Genomic DNA, 19271 nt, shown 5'->3' with positions numbered 1-19271 from the left:
TTTACTCACTTTAACATTTTTTCTATAGGCAGAACTAAAATCGAACTCGCACCTTCTTCTTTTAAAGCCTCCATAGTTTCCCAAAAAAGATTTTCTTTACTTACCATATGTAAAGCTACATTTTTTTCATCGTGTGCTAAAGGTAAGATAGTTGGTCTTTCAACTCCTGGAAGTAGGGCTTGAATTTTATCAAGCTTTTGTTTTGGAGCATGAAGCATAATGTATTTGGATTCTCTTGCTTGCATTACTCCTGCTACACGCAACATAATTTTATCCACTAAAGCTTGTTTTTCTTTATTTAAAGCATTTTCTTTTTGAATCAAACAAGCACGAGATTCATAAATGACTTTCACTTCTTTAAGATTATTTGCTTGTAAAGTTGCCCCGCTTGAAACAAGATCGCAAATCGCATCGGCTAAATTTGCCCTAGGGGCTACTTCAACAGAACCTGTAAGCATACAATTTTTATAATTAATCCCATTTTCTTTCATAAAACGCTTTAAAAGTTGTGGATAAGAAGTAGCTATCCTTAAGCCTTCAAAATCTTTCAAATTTTGAAATTTATTTTCTTGAGGCAAGGCAAGAGAAAGACGGCAATATCCAAAATCTAGCTTTTTTAAAAGCTTATAGCTTGGATTTTCTCCTAAAGACTGGCGTTCAAGTTCATTTTCTTCTAAAACATTTTCCCCTATAATGCCTAAATCTACAACTCCATCAAAAATAAGCCCTGGAATATCATCATCTCTAACGCGTAAAATATCTATGGGTAAATTTGTAGAAAAAGCGATCAAACTTTGTTCATGGATATGCATTTTAACACCACATTCTGAAAGAAGCTCTATGGATTCTTTTGAAAGTCTACCTGATTTTTGTATCGCAATGCGTAAACGAGTGTTTTCTTGCATAACATATCCTTGAAATTAAAAATTAAAAACTTATATTAGCATAAGTAGTTGAATTTTTAGCAAGGGTTTTAGAAAATAAATGAATTTAATTTTATTTAAAATAATTATTTAAAACTTTTTATTTTTAGGATATTTAATTGAAGTATTAATCCTAGCAAAAGCTAGGATTTGATTAAGCTACAAATTCGATGAAAGCCATTTCAGCAGCATCACCACGGCGAATTCTTGTTTTGATGATTCTTGTATATCCACCATTGCGATCTTTGAATTTCGGAGCAATTTCAGTTACTAATTTATTAGTAGCGTTTTTATCTTGTAATGAAGCAAAAACTGCTCTATGAGCGTTAAAATCTCCAAGTCTTGCTCTAGTAATCAATCTTTCTACATAACCTCTTAATTCTTTAGCTTTTGGTAGAGTAGTTTCGATTTTTCCGCTATTTACTAAAGCTATGGTTAAATTTTTTAATAAGGCAGCACGATGAGATGAAGTTCTGCCAAGTTTTCTATATCCATGTTTATGTCTCATTCTTTATCCTTCGTTTTGTGCTTTTAATTCTGCGATTTTATTTTTAAGTATTTCTTTATTATCGCTAAGCTTAGAAGTTCCCACAGGAAAACCTATGCTTTCCATGATGTTTTTAATTTCATCAAGAGATTTTTTACCTAAATTTTTAAGCCCTGCAAGTTCACTTACACTCATCAAAGCAAGCTCGCCTATGTAAACTACTCCTGCTTTTTCAAGACAATTATAACTTCTAGCACTTAAATTTAAATCTGTAATGTTTTGCAATAATTTAGTATTTTCTAGTTCATTGCTTGTTGCTTGATTTTTAATTACGCTTCTAACATTGGTAATTTTATCAAATACTGATAATTGTTTATACATAGCTTCTAGAGCATTTTGAAAAGCCTCATTTGGAGTGATTTGTCCATCAGTTGTTACGGTTAAAACCACTTTTTCATAATCAGGATTATCTTCAAATAAAACTTTTTCAATATCATAGGTTGCTTCTCTTACAGGTGTAAAGAAAGCATCTAAAGCTATAAATTTAGGATCATTTATAAGCTCTTTAATTTCTTCGCTTGGTACATAGCCAATACCTTTTTCAACAATCAATGTGAATTTGAGTTCAGCATCTTCGTTGATTGTTGCTAGATAGGCGTCTTTATTTACTACTTCTACTTGATCATTATTTAGATCTTTGCCGTAAATTTCTTTTGAGCCTTTAAAGCTAAATTCTACTATTTCTTTATTTGATTCGCCTTTAATTTTAAAGCGTAGTTTTTTTAGATTAATGATAAAAAGTGCTACATCTTCAAGCATACCACGCATGCTATCAAATTCATGAGCTACGCCATCAATATGAATTGCAGTTGGAGCATATCCTATGGTGCTAGTGTAAAGCAAACGGCGTAAAGGATGGGCTAGGGTGATTCCATAGCCGATCTCAAAAGGCCAAGCACTGATTTTAGCCACAGTATCACTAATGTTTTCTATTGTAAATTCTGTTGGCGTATAAGCAGATGTTGTAATGTTTCTCATATTTAGCCCCTATTACTTAGAGTAAAGCTCAACGATAAATCTTTCCTCAACCGGAATGACAACTTCTTCTCTCTCAGGTTTTCTTGTGAAAATTCCAAATCTCTTATCTTTTTCAACATCAACCCAAGCAACGATTCCAGTTTGTGCTGTAAGTTCGATAGCTCTTGTAATTTGAGGATTGTTTTTGCTTTTTTCGATGATTTCGATTTTAGCACCTGCTTCTACTCTAAAGCTAGGAATATCCACTCTTTTACCATTTACTAAAACATGTCCATGTGTTACAAGTTGTCTTGCAAAACGACGTGTTGTAGCAAAACCCATTCTATATACTACATTGTCTAATCTTTGTTCTAAAAGTTGGATAAGTAATACCCCTGTATTTCCTTCTCTTCTTGCTGCTTCAGCAAATAAACGACGGAATTGCTTTTCACTTACTCCATACATAAATTTAGCTTTTTGTTTTTCTCTTAATTGAAGTCCATACTCACTAATTTTACCTTTTCTTGCTCCGTGTTGTCCTGGTGCATAAGGGCGTTTATCTAGTGCACTTTTGCCAGCTAGTCTTCTTTCCCCTTTTAATGCTAAGCTAACACCAAAGCGTCTTTCTAATTTTTCTACTGGTCCTCTATATCTTGCCATAATATTCTCCTAAATTTTTCTTAATATCTTAGACACGACGACGCTTAGGCGGTCTGCAACCATTGTGAGCTAATGGAGTGATATCTTTTAAGAAAGTTACTTTAATTCCTTCCATAGCACCTACACTCTTAACAGCAGTTTCTCTACCGCTTCCTGGTCCTTGTACTTTAATGCCTACTTCTTTAATTCCGTGTTCTTTTGCTTTATTTAAAGCGTCTTCTACTGCTTGTTGTGCTGCATAAGGAGTTGATTTTTTAGAACCTTTAAATCCTAAACCACCTGCACTACTCCAAGCGATAGCATTTCCCATTTCATCAGTTACTGTAACCATAGTATTGTTAAAAGTCGCACTGATATAAACAATACCTTTTGCTATATTTTTTTTAACTACTTTTTTCTTTACGATTTTTCTTTTTGCCATGATTTATCCTTATGATTTTGCACCAACAGTTTTTCTCTTACCTTTTCTAGTTCTTGCGTTTGTTTTTGTTTTTTGTCCGCGAACTGGTAAGCCTTTTCTGTGTCTTAAGCCTCTAAAGCTTCCTAAATCCATAAGTGCTTTAATATCCATAGCAACTTGTTTTCTCAAGTCCCCTTCAACCATATAGTTTTCTTGAATTTCTTTACGGATAGCTGCTGCTTCATCTTCACTTAACTCATGAACTCTTTTATCATAAGAAATTCCTACTTTATCTAGAATTTTTCTTGAAGTGAAAAGCCCTATACCATAAATATAGGTTAGTCCATACTCAATTCTTTTTTTCTTTGGTAAATCCACACCTGCAATACGAGCCATGTTTATCCTTGTCTTTGTTTATGTTTTGGATTTTCGCAAATAATGCGAACCACGCCTTTACGGCGAACTACTTTGCACTTGTCGCACATCTTTTTAACCGATGGTCTCACTTTCATGAGCGTCTCCTTGAATGAATTCCACTTGATTTACGACTACATCAGGTTTTATGAATAACCAACTATTTTCAAAATAAGTGGTGGATTTTAAAAATACTTCTTCATATAGTTCGATGTAATTTGTCGCAAAAACTCTAATTTTATCTAAAATTAGCTTTTAAATAACTTAGATTATTTATATCTAAAAGTTATACGCCCTTTATCAAGGCTATAAGGTGTAAGTTCTACTTTTACTTTATCACCTGGCATTATTCTTATATAATGCATACGCATTTTTCCTGCAATATGACATAAAATTACATGTTTGTTGTCAAGTTCAACCTTGAAATTTGCATTAGGCAATGCTTCAAGTACGGTGCCATCAATTTCAATTACATCATCTTTTGCCAAAATTTTCTCCTTTCATGAAATAAAAAGGCTATAATTTTAGCAAAAATTATTAAAATTTTTACTTAATTTTTAGTAATTTTTAAGTAATTAATCTAAAAATTCAGGTTCAATAAAAGATGCATGAGTCCCTATAACTTTGAGTTTTCTTTCTTTAAATTCTTTAAGTAGTTTTTCCCTTGTTTGTATAGCCTCATTTTGATCTATATCAAATTTTATAGCGATTTTAGGTTTTGGGATTTGTATATCATAAAGATGAAGTAAATCTCCCAAAAGACTATTTTATCATCAATTATGATAACATTTTGACCTGGGGTATGCCCGTAAGCAGGTATGGCTTTAATGCCTGAATTTTGAAAGATCAAATCTTTAGAGTGGTTAATAAATTCTATATTTTTAAGTTTAAGCAAGGTGTTTTTAATTTCTTGTCTATCGCTTTTGATCCAAAAATCATATTCTTTTTTATCGATTAAAATTTGAGCTTTTGGAAAAAGATTTTCTTCGCTCATTAAAGCTCCTATATGATCAGGATGTGCGTGTGTTAAGATAATATGAGTGATATCTTTAAATCGGTTTTGTGGATATGCAATTTTTCTTTTAATGTATCAATAGTATCTAAAAACCCTGTGTCTATTAAAGCATTAAAATTTGGATTTTTTATCAGAGCAATATTATGCTCATTTCTTTTGATTTTTGTGCGAGTTTTTTCTATAAAATTCTTATCTTCATTGTTTTGTGGCACTAAAAAAGAAAATAATAAATTTAAAAATTCATCATCAGATTGTTTAAGCGAGATTATATGGGTTTGATTTGAACTTTTGCTTGTGGTTTTTTCTTCTAAAAAATAAAGATTGGTTTTTAAAAAGGGTGGTTATAAAATTAAACATATTTATCCTTAAATTTTTTAGATAATATTTTGGAAATGATTATAGTATAATAAAAACAATGTTTTTAAAATTTAAGGTAATTAATCAATGAGAAAATCAAAATTTGGAACAAAGGAAATTAAGATCTTAGGACTTTCTTCACTAGGAGGAACTTTAGAATTTTATGATTTTATTATTTTTGTCTTTTTTGCTGAATATATAGCTAATGTATTTTCCCTAAAGATATGAGTGAATTTTGGGCTTTATTAAATACTTATGGAGCATTTGCAGCTGGATATTTAGCACGTCCTTTAGGTGGTATAGTTATGGCACATTTTGGAGATAAATTTGGGCGTAAAAATATGTTTATGCTAAGTATTTTACTAATGGTTCTTCCTACCTTTGTCTTAGCTTTTATTCCAGGTTATGAAACTCTTGGGTTTTTAGCTCCTGTTTTATTGATACTTATAAGAATTTTTCAAGGCATAGCTATAGGTGGAGAATTGCCTGGAGCTTGGGTTTTTGTAAGAGAACATTGTCAAGAAAAACAAAAAGCTTTCTTTTTAAGCTGTTTAAATTCAGCTATGGCTTTAGGAATTTTGTTAGGAAGTATAGTATTTTAATCATTAATGCTTTTTTTAGTATAGAAGAAATTGCTGCTTATGCATGGCGTATTGCTTTTTTTGTAGGTGGAATTTTTGGGATTATTTCTATTTATTTGCGTAGATTTTTGCAAGAAACTCCTGTTTTTAAACAAATGAAAAAAGAATCATCGCTTAGTTCTTTTCCACTTAAAGATTTATTTAAAGAAAAGGATATTGTAAAAAATTTATTTTCATCAATGATGATGACTTGGGTTTTAACAGGTTGTGTTATTGTGCTTGTTTTATTGATGCCTAAATTTATGCCTAGTATTTTAAATTTAAGTGGGGTTGAAGGAAGTTATTTGCAGATATTAGGAATTTTGGGAATAGCTTTAGGCGGGGCTTTCATGGGTTATCTTGTAGATAAATTTGGTTTATTTAAAATTTGCATTTTCTTTTCTTTAACTTTTGTATTTTTTTCTTTTTTATATTTTTATGCTTTATATGAACTTAAAAATTTGGTTTTGGTGTGTATTTTGTATTCGATTGTTTGTTTTTTAGGTGGGATTAATGTGTTTGCACCTATTTTAATGAGTGAAGTTTTTAGAGCTAAAATAAGATTTTCAGAAATTTCTTTTTCTTATAATATTGCTTATGCAATTTCAGGCGGTATTACTCCGCAACTCGTTTTTTGGCTTAATACACTCGCGAGTAAAAATGAAAATCCATTTTTATATGGTATGAGTATATATATGATTTTTTAGCGTTATTGGCTATTTGTGCTGTTTTTATAGTAAAAGATAAAATAAAATTTTGATAATCACTCTTAAAATGTTATAATTAAAATTATATTTTGGAGTTTATAAATGCCTTTTATTATCGAATTACTTAAGCAAAATAAATTAAAGTTGATTTCTTTTTTGCTTTTTTCTTTTATTACAAGTGCTGTTGGAGTTTTAACTCTTGTTTTTATCAATGATTATTTGCTTAAAAATGCACAAAACATTCCTATTTTTTATTTTATTGTTTTGCTTTTGATATTTTTTATAAGTTCTACCATAGTTGAACTTGGACTTAGTATTTTTGGACAAAATTTTATTTTTAAAATGCAAAGGCGCGTAGTAAAGCAGATCTTAGACACCCCTTTGTTAAGAGTGGCTAAAGTAGGTAAGGCTAGAATTTTAGCTTCTTTGGGAAGTGATGTGAGAAATATATCTTTTGGGCTTTTAAGATTGCCTGATTTTTTACAATCAAGTATATTGATTTTATGCACTAGTGTTTATTTATGTTATCTTTCACCACAAATTTTTGCTTTGTGTGTGGTATGGATTATGGTTATTTTTATTACTAATAATTTTTTGATGATGAAAGTATATCAGTATTTTCGAAAGGCAAGGGAAAATGACGATGCTTTGCAAAATAATTACCAAAATATACTAGATGGACATAAAGAACTTTTGATCAATCGTGATAGAGCCAAGCTTTATTATGAAGATGAATTTGAAAATAATGCAAGATTGAAAAAGAAAAATAGTACTTTAGGCAATCTTTTTAACAATCTCTCAAACAACTGGACAAATGTAACTCTTTTGGCTTTAGTGGGCGTAGAGTTTTACTTAGCTTTAAAATTTGAATGGGCAAGTGTTGCAGATGCTACAACTATAGCTCTTTCTATTTTGTTTTTACGAACCCCTTTAGTATCTATGATAGGATCTTTTCCTACTTTGCTTTTGGCAAAAATCGCTTTGGATAAGATCGCAAAATTGGAATTAGATGATTATATAGAAGGTTTTAAAAAAACACATTATATTAGCGAATGGAAAAAAATTTCTTTTAGAAATGCTCAATTTGCTTATGAAGAAAATTTTCACTTAAATCCTGTAAATATAGAACTTAAAAAAGGTGAATTGGTATTTTTAATAGGTAAAAATGGAAGTGGTAAATCCACTTTTTGTATGCTTTTGACAGGACTTTTTAAGCCAAGCAAAGGCGGAATTTATGTTGATGATACGCTTATAGATGATAAAAAGTTAGATGAGTATAGATCTCTTATTTCTGCTGTTTTTAGCGATTTTCATCTTTTTACTAAAACCTTAAATAAAGAAAATTTTGCAAGCGAAGAAAAAATTGCTTTTTGGTTGGAGTTTTTAGAACTTAAAGATAAAACAAGTGTCAAAGATAATGAACTGACCTTAACCAAACTTTCTACAGGGCAAAAAAAGCGTTTAGCTATGCTTATAGCCTTGCTTGAAGAAAGGGATATTTTAGTGCTTGATGAATGGGCGGCTGATCAAGATCCTGTTTTTAGAAGATTTTTTTATAAAAAACTTTTACCTTTGTTAAAAGAGCAAGGTAAAACAATCTTTGCTATCACACATGATGATGCATATTTTGATAGTGCTGATAGAATTTTCTTGGCTCAAAATGGTGAAATCAGCGAATTAAAGGGTGAGAATATAAAGGAATTAGCTAAAAATTTAGTAGAAAAATTTGATTAAAGCCCAAAATGGGCTTATATTATTTATCATAGAGCTTTTTTTCTATATCGATATAAAATTCAGCAATTTTTCCATAAGCAACTTCCCAAGCTTTAAGAGTGGCTTCATCAGGATTTAAAAGATTTTTAATAGCCTTTAAAAGGCAAGCTCCAACTATAGGATAATGCTCTTCTTTAACCCCTAAATTAACATGAGTTATGGCAACTTTATCAACAAAGCTTCTCATATTTTCCAAATTTTCTATATTTTTGGCTGCCATTAAAATCGCCATCGCTAAAGCTTTTGGTTGTTCTCCTGAAATTTGTTTTTCCATATTAAACATAGGTTTTACCTCAGGATAATCATTAAACATTATTTTATAAAACTCCTTGGTTAAATCCTCTCCATTTTTTTGCAAAATAGGCACACAATCTTTGATAATTTGAATTTGTTCTTTTGTCATAATTTCTCCTTTTTATTGTAAAAGAGATATTTTATATCTTAAAAAGGAGAAAAAAATTGACTTGTGTTAAAATTTTGTATTTAGTTGATTGAAAAAGTCTTGCATTAACATTGCTAATGCTTTATAAAAATGTGTTTTAGCTTTATTGATAACATCAAAACTCCACATGTTAAACCAAGTAAAAAATTCTTCTTTTAAGAATTTTTGCAAAGTTATATCATCTTGTTTTTTGATTAAAAAACTAATAAATAATAATTCATTTATCAAGCTATCTGCAGGTTCTTCATTAAAAAAAGAAAAAAAGTTATTTTGCGCAAAAATTTGCTTAACTTTATCAGAATTATCTGAATAAATTTCTTTATTTTCATCAAGATAAAAAGAAGCAAAAGGCGGTGCTTTTACATAATCAACATCGCTTAAAAACAAAGATGTAAAATCACTTGCTATTAATTTATCATCTTCGTTTGAAGATGATAAAAGCTTTAAAGCGGTGCATTGTAATTTGCTATTATTTTTTAAAAACCAATTTTGCCAGAATTTTTATTTTTTAAGTTTTTCTAGCAAAAAATGATTAGGTGGATTTTGCAAAAAATTGATAAATATGTCTATTGCCAATTTTTGCATTAAGAATGTCCTAGTATTTATAAGTCCATAAAATAGCATTCTGGTGGTAAATACCCCTAAAAATGTGCAAAGTAGGGAAAAATAAGCAAAAAATTTACTTTTAAATTTTTCATGTAAATAATTATGCAAATACCAAGTAAAAATCCCAAGTCCTAAGAATGCAAAAGAAAGCGGTATAAACCAATCATAGGCTCCACCTAAAAGTTCAAAAGGGTTTACAAGCCCCATAATCCAAGTTTGTCCTACATGTAGGGTTTGCAAAACTATAGCAGTGCTTAAAGCCCTATGCCCATAAGTCCTGTAAAAAACGACATTTTTTTCATGTTCGCTATTTTCAAAAAAAACAATAATAAACAATAGCACCTAAAAATATAGTACTAGCGAAAAAATAAAGCAAAGTGATCTTAAAATCCCAAGTAGGCACACTTTCTTGCATGGAGTCATAAGCTCCACTCATAAAGAAAAGTCCTAAAATTCCACATATTAGCGTAAGATAAAACACCCAATTTGAAGTTTTTAGATAAAGCAAAAAGCCCAAAGCACATACAAGAGATACAAATAAAATTTCATTATTCATCCAGCCTATATGCCACTCATTGTTTGCATAAAAAACACCCATTCTATTTAATACATTAAAAATGTGTGTAATATCATTTAAATGAAAAAATGAAGGGATAAAAGCAACCACCATTGCAAATTCCTTTGGATTTTTACCTTCTTTTAATCTCTCATAACACCCATCGCATTTGCTCATATGACCACTTTCATGGTTAAATTGAGGTGCGCCATAATGAAATGCTATAGCACAAGCTTTGCAGCCTATACACATACTATCATCGATTGCTACTATGCCCCATTTATTTTCGTTGTTGCACCGGTTGGACAAGCTTTAAGACAAGATGGATTAGAGCAATGATTACAAGAAATAGAAGTGTAGTAAGCAAAAACATTTTGCTCAAAACTTCCATCTTTTTTAGCTGTCCAATTTCCCGCTTCAGTCTCAAATACACGGCGAAAATTAACCCACAGGCATATTTTTATAATCCTTGCAAGAAAGTGAGCAAGTCCTACAGCCTACGCATTTGCTTTGATCTAGCATAAAACCAAATTGTGAATTTTCTTCTAATTTTATCTTTTTCTCCTTAAACTTTTGCAATTTCAACTAAAATAGAATGTTGTCCATTTCCTTTAGAAATAGCATGGCACTATACTTGCCAAAGAATTCACACAAGTTCCCACATCGATGCCATTTTCATATTTTACCCATGCATCTTGCGGGGTTACTGCACAACCTGGTATGATTCCTAAGTCATTTCTTGCTTGCACCACATCGCCTGTTTTGATACTTCTTTACTCTGCATCTATAGTATTTATCCAAATTTTTTGTGGATTAGCTTCTCTAATTTGTGGAATTTCCCAAAAGTTAGAATGCGTTCTGCCTTTGTAGTAATAGCCAAAAAATTGCAAAGGATACTTTTGTTTTAATGGACCCAAAATCCCTTCTCTTTGGCTTTCAAAAACAGGAATAGGCATTATTTGTTGTCCTTCTTTTAATTTCCAAGTTTTTTGCATTTGTGCGAGTTTTGTGCTATAAATTTCTATCTTTCCGCTAGGAGTTTTTAAAGGATTATTGATGGGATCTTTTATAAAACTTTGTAATGCGACTACAGGTTTTACAGGCTCAAATTTTACAAGTCCTTTTTCGCACATTTCTTCAAAACTAGGCAAAAGTGGATTTTTTTTCATACTTTCTTCATAAAGGTATTTTAGCCAATCTTTTTGCGTTCTTCCTTCGCTAAATTCTTTTTCTATGCCAAGTCTTTAGCAAGTTCAAGACACATTTCATAAATAGGTTTTACTTTTCACCAACTGGCTCGATAGCTTTTTGACAATAAATAATATAAGGCTTATTGCTATAATATTCTGCACTAGGTCTTATAAAATCTTCTTGCTCTAGCATAGTTGCATCAGGTAAGATATAATCTGCGCAGTTATTTGACGGAGTTCTAGTTACATTAATATCTCTACTATATACTCACACAAATTCTCATCGTTTAAAATATCATGCACTTATTTAATGGTGCTGTGCTGATTTGTAAGACAATTTCCTGCTGTATTGAAAATAAATTTGATGTTTTGTTTTAATTGTGTTGTGCCACGTACTCCATCGCTAATATCTGCCATTTCTTTTCCGCGATAAATGGCATCTGTGAATAAAAAACAAGGCTTTATGGTGGCAATTTCTCTTGCAAGTTGAACTATGCGGCGTGCCGGAATTTTTGTAATCTTGCTAGCCCAATCAGGAGTTTTTTCTACTCCATCGTTTAGTCCTAAAACATAGCTTTCATAGCTTGAGTTTTGGTTGTATCTTGTGGCAGAGTATTTTTGCTAAAGCTTATGGTGTATTTATCAAGAAAAGTTCTATCAAGTAAATCTTTTTATCATCACATAATCAAAGCTGCATCGGTTCCTGGTGTTAAAGGCTTTTTGATAAGCATAGCCTACTCCACCACCTCCCATTCTAGTTTCAACATGATTTGCTCCAAAAAATATAGCTAATTTTGCAGAGCGTAAAGTGTATATATCGCTAGTAGGAGATCCTCTATAGAAAAATTCATAGCATTTGAAATTTGAGCCGTAGAATAAGAATTATGATAATTTAAATAATCACCATAAAGATTTAAAAGTCTAGCCCATGGACCTTGTGTACAGCGATTGATTATTGTTCTTGTTGCATAATTTATATAAAAGGCTTCATTGCCGTATTTTTCTTTAATTTCTTGCATTTTGGCAGAAATTTCATCAAAAGCTTGTTTCCAAGAAATAGGCATAAAAATTTACCTTCACCCCTTTTTCCCACTCTTTTTAAAGATCTTTTTAGGCGATTTGCGTTGTAAACTTTATATCTTGAACTACGCCCTCTAATACAGGCTCTTGCTTGACGATTATCAAAGCTATCATCACCTTCATTATCAGTACTGATTATTTAATAATTCCATCTTGAGAATGTACTTTTACGGGACATTTTGTTCCACAATTTACATTACATCCAGCCCCATTTGCTGATCAATGGTGGAGTTTTTAATAAATTTGCACTTAGATTTATAGGGCTTAAGGTTAAGCCGCCAAACAAAGAACTCCATTTTAAAAAATCTCTACGATTTTGTTCCATGTTATCTCCTTACATTTATGTGATAAAAATTATTGCGATTATAATACAAATAATAATTTTATTCAATTAAAATTAAGACTTTAAAACTCCTAAATATAGGCTTTATAATGGATTTTTCGTTTATGAATTTAACTTCAAAAAATAAAAATTTGAATAATATAGTGATAGAAATTTATTAAAATAGTATTTAAATAGAAATTTATAACTAAAATATAATTTTATCCCCCGTATAGGCTTGCGAGTTGAGTTTTTTTGTTTTATAATTTTACAAATTATTAAATGAAAAGGTTTATTTATGTTGAGATTTTTAATTTTTGTATTGTTATTGTTTATAAATTTAGAAGCAAAAACCCAAAAAGATATGCTTATTATAGCAGTTGAAAATGAAATCACAAGGATAAATCCTGCTTATAGTGAGGATCATGATGCAGTGATTAATCTTGTATTTTCAGGGCTTACGCGTTTTGATGAAAATATGAGTTTAAAACCTGATTTGGCTAAGTCTTGGGATGTTAGTAAAGATGGGCTTATTTATGATATTTTTTTAAGAGACGATGTTTTATGGCATGATGGAGTCAAATTTAGTGCTGATGATGTGAAATTTAGTATAGAAACCTTTAAAAATCCTAAAAACAATTCTTCTGTTTATGTCAATTTTGAAGACATTAAAAGTGTGGAAATTTTAAATCCTTCTCATGTAAAAATCACACTTTTTAAACCTTATCCTGCATTTTTAGATGCTTTAAGCATAGGAATGCTTCCTAAGCATTTGCTTGAAAATGAGAATTTAAACACAAGCTCTTTTAATCAAAATCCTATAGGTACAGGTCCTTATAAATTTGTAAAATGGAAAAAAGGTGAATATGTTGAATTTAAAGCTAATGAACATTTTTATCTTGATAAGGTAAAAACTCCAAGACTTATTATAAAACACATTTTTGATCCTTCTATAGCTAGTGCTGAGCTTAAAAATGGCAAGATAGACACAGCTTTAATCGATGTTTCTTTGCTAAATATTTTTAAAAATGATGAAAATTTTGGAATTTTACGTGAAAAATCGGCTGATTATCGGGCTTTAATGTTTAATTTTGATAATGAATTTTTAAAAGATTTAAAAGTAAGACAAGCTTTAAATTACGCAGTTGATAAAGAAAGTATAGTAAAAAATCTTTTGCATGATTATGCTTTTGTAGCCAATCATCCTTTAGAGCGTTCTTGGGCAAATCCTAAGAATTTTAAAATTTACAAATATGATCCTAAAAAAGCCGAGGATTTACTTGTAAGTGCAGGTTTTAAGAAAAATAAAGATGGAAATTTTGAAAAAGATGGGAAAATTTTAGAATTTGAAATTTGGGCGATGAGTAATGATCCTTTAAGGGTAAGTTTGGCTGGAATTTTGCAAAGCGAATTTAAAAAAATAGGAGTTGTAAGCAAGGTGGTGGCTAAACCTGCTGGAAGTTTTGATTATTCTAAAGTAGATAGCTTTTTAATAGGCTGGGGAAGTCCTTTAGATCCTGATTTTCACACTTTTAGGGTATTTGAAAGTTCGCAAGATAGTGCTTTAAATGATGAGGGTTGGAATTTTGGACATTATCATGATAAAAAAGTGGATATAGCCTTGCAACAAGCAAGAAATACTTCAAATTTGGAAGAGAGAAAAAAATATTATAAAGATTTTATAGATGCTTTGTATGAAAATCCTCCTTTTATCTTTTTAGCCTATCTTGATTTTGCTTTAGTTTATAATAAAGATTTAAAAGGTATCAAAGCAAGGACTTTAGGTCATCATGGAGTGGGTTTTACTTGGAATGTTTATGAGTGGAGTAAATAGTGCTAAAACGCTTAGTTTTTAGTCTTGTCGTAGCATTTTTTAGCACTTTTTTATGTTTTGTTTTACTTCATTTTAGTAAAGGCAGTATAGCTTATGCTAATGGAGTTAATTCACAAAGTAAAGAATTTGTTCAAAGAATAGAACAAAATTTAGGGCTTGATAAGTCTTTGCTAGAGCAGTATAAAATTTGGCTTTTTAAGGCTTTAAAAGGAGATTTAGGAGTTTCTTTTTTAAGTGGAGAAAGTGTTTTAAAGCTTATAAAAGAAAGAATTTTTAATACTTTTATTTTGGGTTTTAGTGCCTTAATGCTTTTATTTTTACTCAGTGTTTTTTTGGCACTTTTAGGATATTACTATAAAGAAAGTTTTATAGATAAAATCATCACTTTTTTAGCTTTTAATTTTTTTGCTTTACCTCCTTTTGTTTTGGCTTTATTGTTTGTTTTAATTTTTGGAATTTTTTGGAAAATTTTGCCTGTTATGGGAAGTAGTGATATAGGCTTTGAAGATGATTTTTTAAATCGTTTAGAGCATTTGATTTTACCTGTTTTGGTGCTCGTTTTATCACATTTGGCGTTATTTTTAAGGATTGCTAGAAATTTTATCAATGAAAGTTTTTCTCAAATTTTTATTCAAAATTTATACGCTAGAGCTTTAAGGGAGAAAGATATTTATTTTTTAGTTTTGAAATATTCTTTAAGTCCTATTGTAGCTTATTTTGGGGGAAGTGCTTTAAGTTTTATGATGGGAACTTATGTGGTAGAAAGTGTCTTTGCTTACGAGGGGCTTGGGTCTTTACTTTTTAAAAGTATTATTTTTAAAGATTATCCTGTTGTACTTGCACTTATATTTTTTAGTGTTTTACTTGCAGCATTTTTTACATTTTTAAGTGATATTGTAGCTAGGATTTTAAATCCTAGATTAAGAAGGCTTGATTTTGTTTAAATTTCTTATCATACTTGTGCCTTTAATTTTTTTATTTTTATGTGCCTTGTTTGCACCTTTTTTGGCTCCTTTTGATATTTTAAGCACTCATTTAGAAAATTTGCATCAAGCTCCTAATTTTACTTATATTTTAGGGACTGATTTTTTAGGCAGGGATTTGTTTTCTCGTTTGCTTTTTGCTTTGAGAAATTCTTTGATCATAGGTGTTGGTGGATCTTTATTGTCTATTATCTTTGCTTTGTGTTATTTGTTTTTAGCACGATGTTTTTTTTATATTTTTTGGATGCGTATTTTAGAGTTTTTTTTAGCCTTGCCTGCTTTTTTACTTATGATGTTTTTTCAAAGTATGATAACTTCTGATGTGTTTTTGATGATTTTTTTAATCGCATTAATTCATTGGTGTTTCATAGCAAGAATTATAGAAAGTGAATTAAAAAGACTTGAAAATTTAGATTTTTACAAAGCAAATATAGTGCTTGGAAGAACTAAATTTAGAGCTTTTTTTAAAGATTTAATACCTGCTTTAAAAACACTGATTTTTACACTTTTTATATTTAATATTGTTCATGCTATAGCCACAGAAGCTACTTTGAGTTTTTTTGGACTGGGCTTAGGATTTGAAATTCCAACTTTAGGTACTCTTTTGAGTGAGTCTTCAAAAGCAGTTTTTATAGGTGCTTGGTGGATGATACTTTTTCCACTTTTAAGCTTGCTTTTGTTGTTTTTACCTCTTTTATGGTTGGGTAATTTTTTACAAAAAATTTGGGGTATAAGATCTTGAAGGTAAGAAATTTAAATATCAGTTTGAAGAATAATTTATTGCTTAAGGATATTAATTTAGATATAAAAACAGGCAAAACTTTAATGATACTAGGACAAAGTGGAATGGGTAAAAGTTTGCTAGGAAAAGCTTTGGTAAGACTTTTAGATTCTAATTTCACAATAAGTTTTGATGAATTAAGTTTTCATAATTCTTGTATTTTTAATTTTAACAAAGAAGAGCTTAGAGATTTTCGTTCTAAGGTGGCACTTGTTTTGCAAGATGCAGAGCTTAGTCTTTATCCTTATTTGGATATTGGAAATTTATGTCATCTTGTTTTAAAAACTCATACAAAATTAAAACAAAAAGAAAGAAAAGATTACGCTTTTTCTTATTTTCAAAAATTAGGATTTGAAAATCTTGATCGTTTGTGGCATTCTTATGCTAATGAATTAAGTTTGGGTATGGCAAGAAGGGTGAGTCTAGCTTTGGCATTATTAAATCAACCCCAAATTTTAATTTGTGATGAAACCACAGCTTCTTTGGATAAAGAAAACGCTTCTAAGATTATATCGATTTTAGAAGAATTAAAAAATAACACAGCCTTAGTTTGTATCACTCATGATTTAAATTTGGTAAATTCTTTAGCAGATGAAATTCTTATGCTAGAAAAAAATAGTTCAAATTTATATAGCTTAGATGAGTTTTTAAGGTATTATAATGCTTAAAGTTTGTAATTTAAGTAAGTTTTATGAGCTTAAAAAGCATTGGTATTTAAAAAAAGAAAGACATATTATTTTTGATAATATCAATTTTTCTTTAAATAAAAATGACAATTTAATAATTTTAGGTAAAAGTGGTGCAGGTAAAAGTACATTAGCTAGAATTCTTTGTTTTTTAGAAGATCCAAGCGAGGGTGAGGTATGGTATGAAAATCTTAACTTACACAAGCTTGATAAAAACAAACAGAGACTTTTAAGAAAGCAAATTCAGTATTGCTTTCAAGATCAAAAAATGGCTTTAAACCCTTATAAAAAAATCAAAAATCTTATACAAGATGGTTTGGAAAATTTTAATTTACAAAAGAATGATGATTTGATTTTAGAATTTTTTGATTTTTTTAGTCTAAAAAAACAAATTTTAGAACAAAAACCCTATGAGTTAAGCGGAGGAGAAGCCACACGCGTAGGTCTTATCCGTGCTTTGGTTTTAAATCCTAAATTGTTGATTTTAGATGAAATTACTTCAGCGCTTGATATTAAAACTTCTAAAGAAATTTTAACTTTTTTATATTACTATCAGCAAAAAAATAATATTTCTTATATATTTATAACCCATCAAAGTGATCTTTTTTATAAATTTAATCATAAAAAATTAAAACTTTAAAAAATATTTTTTAATATAAGTTTCAATATAGAAAGTTTAGAGTAAAATAAAGAAAAGTGTAAATTTAATTTTTGTTGTGGAGTGATTAAAGTGCTTTAAAAAAGGAGAATAAATGTCTCATATAGATGCTTCGCATCCTTATTTTGGTATTTTTTTAATGCTAGTACTTGCTAGTGTTATTTTTTTTGGACTGGTTTTTTTAGCTTCAAAAATTGGTAATAATTTTGCCGCAAAAAATCGCAAAAAATTAGGACTTGGAATTTATGAATGTGGTCCTATTCCTGTTAAACAAGCTAACAAGATTAACTCTCAATTTTTCATCATCGCCTTAATCTTCATACTTTTGGATATAGAAGTTGTGTTTTTATTTCCTTGGGCTTTGATTTTTAAAGATTTAGGTTGGTTTGGGCTTTTAGAAGTTTTTGTTTTTATCGTACTTTTAGGAGTTGGATTTTTATATGCTTATAAAAAAGGAGCGTTTGCATGGCAGAGCATCAAGTAAATTATGCAAGTGGTTTGCCCGTAGTTTTAACTAGTGTTGATAAACTAGTTCAATGGGGCAGGAGTAATTCTTTATGGGCTTTATCTTATGGACTTGCCTGTTGTGCGATTGAGATGATGGCGGCTGGGGGTTCAAGATATGATTTTGATAGATTTGGAACGATTTTTAGAGCTTCACCACGCCATAGTGAAGTGATGATTATCGCAGGAACTTTATGTAAAAAGCATGCTGAATTTACAAGAAGACTTTACGATCAAATGCCTGATCCTAAATGGGTGATTTCTATGGGAAGTTGTGCCAATACAGGCGGTATGTTTAATACTTATTCTACGGTTCAAGGAGTGGATAGAATTATACCTGTAGATATTTATGTGCCAGGCTGTGCTCCACGTCCAGAAAGTTTTCAGTTTGCTTTGATGATTTTGCAAAAAAAGATTCGCAAAGAAAAAGCAAGTCGTAAAATCGCACCTAAAAGGTTGGTATAATGAGAAAGTATAGCGATAAAAAAAATGCTCAAACTCAAAATTATTACAAAGATAGATTTTATCACGCGCCACACACTGTAAAATCTGATGTTAATGAAAGTGTTTTTAAAGATGATTTTGAAGTTTTAAAAACTCAAGTAGAAATTTTAAATTCCTTTGTAGAGCTTGATTTTTGGGTAATAGAAATTAAAAAAGAAGACAATATTAAAACCTTGCAAATGCTTAAAACTTTAGGGTATTTAAGTTTTACAGAGGCAAGTGCTATTGATTTTATAGCAGATAAAAATGGTTTTGAAGTGTTTTATCAGCTTTTAAATTTAGAAAAAAAATTAAGAGTGAGAATAAAAACTTTTGTAGGTGTAAAAGAGCGTTTACAAAGCGTGGCTCATATTTTTAAAGGAGCAAATTGGAGTGAGAGAGAAATTTATGACATGTTTGGAATTTTCATCATAAATCATCCCAATTTAAAACGCATTTTAATGCCTGATGATTGGTTTGGGCATCCGCTTTTAAAAACTTATCCTTTAAAGGGCGATGAGTTTGCAAGATGGTATGAGATTGATAAAATTTTTGGCAAAGAATATCGTGAAGTAGTGGGCGAAGAACAAAGAGATCCTGGTTTTGTTGATGATAAAGATACGCTAAATTTTGCAAGACTTTATCATGAAGTGCCAAAAGGTGGTCAAAAGAAGGAAGTTTCCTTTAAACAAGAATATCAAGAAGATGAAGGCGTAGCTTTTGTAAAAAAAGTAAAACGTGATGAAGCAAAAATTTTAGAGAAAAGGCGTTAA

23 protein-coding genes and 5 pseudogenes are annotated in these 19271 nt (G+C 30.1%); 10 read left to right on the top strand and 18 right to left on the bottom strand.

The features are described from left to right. Positions 1-5: 5 nt before the first annotated feature. From hisG to AJN58_RS10270, 9 genes and pseudogenes are all read right to left on the bottom strand, one after another. Positions 6-905, bottom strand: coding sequence for an ATP phosphoribosyltransferase (gene hisG / locus AJN58_RS00380; RefSeq protein WP_044779873.1), 900 nt, complete (start codon positions 903-905; stop codon positions 6-8). 172 nt (positions 906-1077) lie between these two features. Then, positions 1078-1431, bottom strand: a complete 354-nt coding sequence (gene rplQ / locus AJN58_RS00375; protein WP_002851332.1) for a 50S ribosomal protein L17 — start codon at positions 1429-1431, stop codon at positions 1078-1080. 3 nt (positions 1432-1434) lie between these two features. After that, positions 1435-2448 (bottom strand): DNA-directed RNA polymerase subunit alpha, encoded by a 1014-nt coding sequence (locus tag AJN58_RS00370; RefSeq protein WP_002855748.1) that lies wholly within the window; start codon positions 2446-2448, stop codon positions 1435-1437. Positions 2449-2460: 12 nt separating this feature from the next. After that, the gene (gene rpsD, locus AJN58_RS00365; RefSeq protein ID WP_002856574.1) at positions 2461-3087 is read right to left on the bottom strand and encodes a 30S ribosomal protein S4; all 627 of its coding nucleotides are present in this window, start codon (positions 3085-3087) and stop codon (positions 2461-2463) included. Positions 3088-3115: 28 nt separating this feature from the next. Beyond that, entirely contained in the window at positions 3116-3508 is a 393-nt protein-coding gene (gene rpsK, locus AJN58_RS00360) for a 30S ribosomal protein S11 (RefSeq protein ID WP_002779544.1), read from the bottom strand. Positions 3509-3517: 9 nt separating this feature from the next. Then, positions 3518-3883, bottom strand: a complete 366-nt coding sequence (gene rpsM, locus AJN58_RS00355; protein WP_002800121.1) for a 30S ribosomal protein S13 — start codon at positions 3881-3883, stop codon at positions 3518-3520. Positions 3884-3885: 2 nt separating this feature from the next. Then, the gene (gene rpmJ / locus AJN58_RS00350) at positions 3886-3999 is read right to left on the bottom strand and encodes a 50S ribosomal protein L36 (RefSeq protein ID WP_002781429.1); all 114 of its coding nucleotides are present in this window, start codon (positions 3997-3999) and stop codon (positions 3886-3888) included. 171 nt (positions 4000-4170) lie between these two features. Next, positions 4171-4389, bottom strand: coding sequence for a translation initiation factor IF-1 (infA, locus tag AJN58_RS00345; protein WP_002781436.1), 219 nt, complete (start codon positions 4387-4389; stop codon positions 4171-4173). Between the two features lie 87 nt (positions 4390-4476). Continuing rightward, positions 4477-5273, bottom strand: a pseudogene (locus tag AJN58_RS10270) (MBL fold metallo-hydrolase). 87 nt (positions 5274-5360) lie between these two features. Between AJN58_RS10270 and AJN58_RS00330 the strand changes: the two are divergent. Next, positions 5361-6653 (top strand): annotated as a pseudogene (locus AJN58_RS00330) (MFS transporter). 49 nt (positions 6654-6702) lie between these two features. Then, positions 6703-8334, top strand: a complete 1632-nt coding sequence (locus AJN58_RS00325; protein WP_070291899.1) for a multidrug ABC transporter permease/ATP-binding protein — start codon at positions 6703-6705, stop codon at positions 8332-8334. 19 nt (positions 8335-8353) lie between these two features. Here the strand turns inward: AJN58_RS00325 and cgb are convergent, their stop codons facing one another. From cgb to AJN58_RS10245, 9 genes and pseudogenes are all read right to left on the bottom strand, one after another. Next, the gene (cgb, locus tag AJN58_RS00320) at positions 8354-8776 is read right to left on the bottom strand and encodes a single-domain globin Cgb (RefSeq protein WP_002871269.1); all 423 of its coding nucleotides are present in this window, start codon (positions 8774-8776) and stop codon (positions 8354-8356) included. Positions 8777-8842: 66 nt separating this feature from the next. Further along, positions 8843-9241: pseudogene (locus tag AJN58_RS00315) on the bottom strand (molecular chaperone); the annotation flags it as partial. 75 nt (positions 9242-9316) lie between these two features. After that, the gene (locus tag AJN58_RS10015) at positions 9317-9757 is read right to left on the bottom strand and encodes a hypothetical protein (protein WP_002862235.1); all 441 of its coding nucleotides are present in this window, start codon (positions 9755-9757) and stop codon (positions 9317-9319) included. Continuing rightward, a pseudogene (locus tag AJN58_RS10465) lies at positions 9735-10031 on the bottom strand (DmsC/YnfH family molybdoenzyme membrane anchor subunit); the annotation flags it as partial. The gene AJN58_RS10015 and the pseudogene AJN58_RS10465, both read right to left, overlap by 23 nt. Before the next feature lie 60 nt (positions 10032-10091). Next, positions 10092-10532, bottom strand: a pseudogene (locus AJN58_RS10460) (4Fe-4S dicluster domain-containing protein); the annotation flags it as partial. A gap of 56 nt (positions 10533-10588) precedes the next feature. Next, the gene (locus tag AJN58_RS10260; RefSeq protein WP_251817328.1) at positions 10589-10726 is read right to left on the bottom strand and encodes a hypothetical protein; all 138 of its coding nucleotides are present in this window, start codon (positions 10724-10726) and stop codon (positions 10589-10591) included. Between the two features lie 24 nt (positions 10727-10750). Then, the gene (locus AJN58_RS10255) at positions 10751-11146 is read right to left on the bottom strand and encodes a hypothetical protein (protein ID WP_070277956.1); all 396 of its coding nucleotides are present in this window, start codon (positions 11144-11146) and stop codon (positions 10751-10753) included. Positions 11147-11955: 809 nt separating this feature from the next. Beyond that, positions 11956-12231 (bottom strand): molybdopterin-dependent oxidoreductase, encoded by a 276-nt coding sequence (locus AJN58_RS10250; protein ID WP_070291898.1) that lies wholly within the window; start codon positions 12229-12231, stop codon positions 11956-11958. A 212-nt stretch (positions 12232-12443) separates the two neighbouring features. Beyond that, complete coding sequence (locus AJN58_RS10245) at positions 12444-12572, bottom strand: hypothetical protein (protein ID WP_257841576.1); 129 nt, start codon at positions 12570-12572, stop codon at positions 12444-12446. A gap of 295 nt (positions 12573-12867) precedes the next feature. On the opposite strand from AJN58_RS10245, the gene AJN58_RS00290 reads away from it, so the two are divergent. From AJN58_RS00290 to AJN58_RS00255, 8 genes are all read left to right on the top strand, one after another. Continuing rightward, the gene (locus tag AJN58_RS00290; RefSeq protein WP_070277952.1) at positions 12868-14403 is read left to right on the top strand and encodes an ABC transporter substrate-binding protein; all 1536 of its coding nucleotides are present in this window, start codon (positions 12868-12870) and stop codon (positions 14401-14403) included. Next, entirely contained in the window at positions 14403-15347 is a 945-nt protein-coding gene (locus AJN58_RS00285) for an ABC transporter permease (RefSeq protein ID WP_070277950.1), read from the top strand. Before AJN58_RS00290 ends, AJN58_RS00285 begins: the two co-directional genes overlap by 1 nt. Further along, complete coding sequence (locus AJN58_RS00280) at positions 15334-16128, top strand: ABC transporter permease (RefSeq protein WP_074470062.1); 795 nt, start codon at positions 15334-15336, stop codon at positions 16126-16128. Before AJN58_RS00285 ends, AJN58_RS00280 begins: the two co-directional genes overlap by 14 nt. After that, positions 16125-16835, top strand: coding sequence for an ATP-binding cassette domain-containing protein (locus AJN58_RS00275; RefSeq protein WP_070277946.1), 711 nt, complete (start codon positions 16125-16127; stop codon positions 16833-16835). Before AJN58_RS00280 ends, AJN58_RS00275 begins: the two co-directional genes overlap by 4 nt. Continuing rightward, complete coding sequence (locus AJN58_RS00270; RefSeq protein ID WP_070277944.1) at positions 16828-17493, top strand: ATP-binding cassette domain-containing protein; 666 nt, start codon at positions 16828-16830, stop codon at positions 17491-17493. Before AJN58_RS00275 ends, AJN58_RS00270 begins: the two co-directional genes overlap by 8 nt. 112 nt (positions 17494-17605) lie before the next feature. Next, the gene (locus AJN58_RS00265) at positions 17606-17995 is read left to right on the top strand and encodes an NAD(P)H-quinone oxidoreductase subunit 3 (protein ID WP_002824972.1); all 390 of its coding nucleotides are present in this window, start codon (positions 17606-17608) and stop codon (positions 17993-17995) included. After that, on the top strand, positions 17977-18480 hold the full coding sequence (locus AJN58_RS00260) for a NuoB/complex I 20 kDa subunit family protein (RefSeq protein WP_002777888.1): 504 nt from the start codon (positions 17977-17979) through the stop codon (positions 18478-18480). Before AJN58_RS00265 ends, AJN58_RS00260 begins: the two co-directional genes overlap by 19 nt. After that, complete coding sequence (locus AJN58_RS00255; protein ID WP_074470063.1) at positions 18477-19271, top strand: NADH-quinone oxidoreductase subunit C; 795 nt, start codon at positions 18477-18479, stop codon at positions 19269-19271. The genes AJN58_RS00260 and AJN58_RS00255 overlap by 4 nt, the downstream gene beginning before the upstream one ends.

The sequence above is a fragment of the Campylobacter sp. BCW_4321 genome (assembly GCF_001763075.1).
GTDB lineage: Bacteria > Campylobacterota > Campylobacteria > Campylobacterales > Campylobacteraceae > Campylobacter_D > Campylobacter_D jejuni.
This window is presented reverse-complemented; position numbering and strand designations above follow the sequence as displayed.

Excerpts from the sequence above, each read along its gene's own strand:
- AJN58_RS00370 (WP_002855748.1), bottom strand. The coding sequence starts at position 2,448 with ATGAGAAACATTACAACATCTGCTTATACGCCAACAGAATTTACAATA.
- AJN58_RS00325 (WP_070291899.1), top strand. The coding sequence starts at position 6,703 with ATGCCTTTTATTATCGAATTACTTAAGCAAAATAAATTAAAGTTGATT.
- rpmJ (WP_002781429.1), bottom strand. The coding sequence starts at position 3,999 with ATGAAAGTGAGACCATCGGTTAAAAAGATGTGCGACAAGTGCAAAGTA.
- rpsD (WP_002856574.1), bottom strand. The coding sequence starts at position 3,087 with ATGGCAAGATATAGAGGACCAGTAGAAAAATTAGAAAGACGCTTTGGT.
- rpsK (WP_002779544.1), bottom strand. The coding sequence starts at position 3,508 with ATGGCAAAAAGAAAAATCGTAAAGAAAAAAGTAGTTAAAAAAAATATA.
- cgb (WP_002871269.1), bottom strand. The coding sequence starts at position 8,776 with ATGACAAAAGAACAAATTCAAATTATCAAAGATTGTGTGCCTATTTTG.
- AJN58_RS10250 (WP_070291898.1), bottom strand. The coding sequence starts at position 12,231 with ATGCCTATTTCTTGGAAACAAGCTTTTGATGAAATTTCTGCCAAAATG.
- AJN58_RS00290 (WP_070277952.1), top strand. The coding sequence starts at position 12,868 with ATGTTGAGATTTTTAATTTTTGTATTGTTATTGTTTATAAATTTAGAA.
- AJN58_RS00260 (WP_002777888.1), top strand. The coding sequence starts at position 17,977 with ATGGCAGAGCATCAAGTAAATTATGCAAGTGGTTTGCCCGTAGTTTTA.
- hisG (WP_044779873.1), bottom strand. The coding sequence starts at position 905 with ATGCAAGAAAACACTCGTTTACGCATTGCGATACAAAAATCAGGTAGA.
- AJN58_RS00265 (WP_002824972.1), top strand. The coding sequence starts at position 17,606 with ATGTCTCATATAGATGCTTCGCATCCTTATTTTGGTATTTTTTTAATG.
- AJN58_RS00270 (WP_070277944.1), top strand. The coding sequence starts at position 16,828 with ATGCTTAAAGTTTGTAATTTAAGTAAGTTTTATGAGCTTAAAAAGCAT.
- rplQ (WP_002851332.1), bottom strand. The coding sequence starts at position 1,431 with ATGAGACATAAACATGGATATAGAAAACTTGGCAGAACTTCATCTCAT.
- AJN58_RS10245 (WP_257841576.1), bottom strand. The coding sequence starts at position 12,572 with ATGGAACAAAATCGTAGAGATTTTTTAAAATGGAGTTCTTTGTTTGGC.
- AJN58_RS10255 (WP_070277956.1), bottom strand. The coding sequence starts at position 11,146 with ATGAAAAAAAATCCACTTTTGCCTAGTTTTGAAGAAATGTGCGAAAAA.
- rpsM (WP_002800121.1), bottom strand. The coding sequence starts at position 3,883 with ATGGCTCGTATTGCAGGTGTGGATTTACCAAAGAAAAAAAGAATTGAG.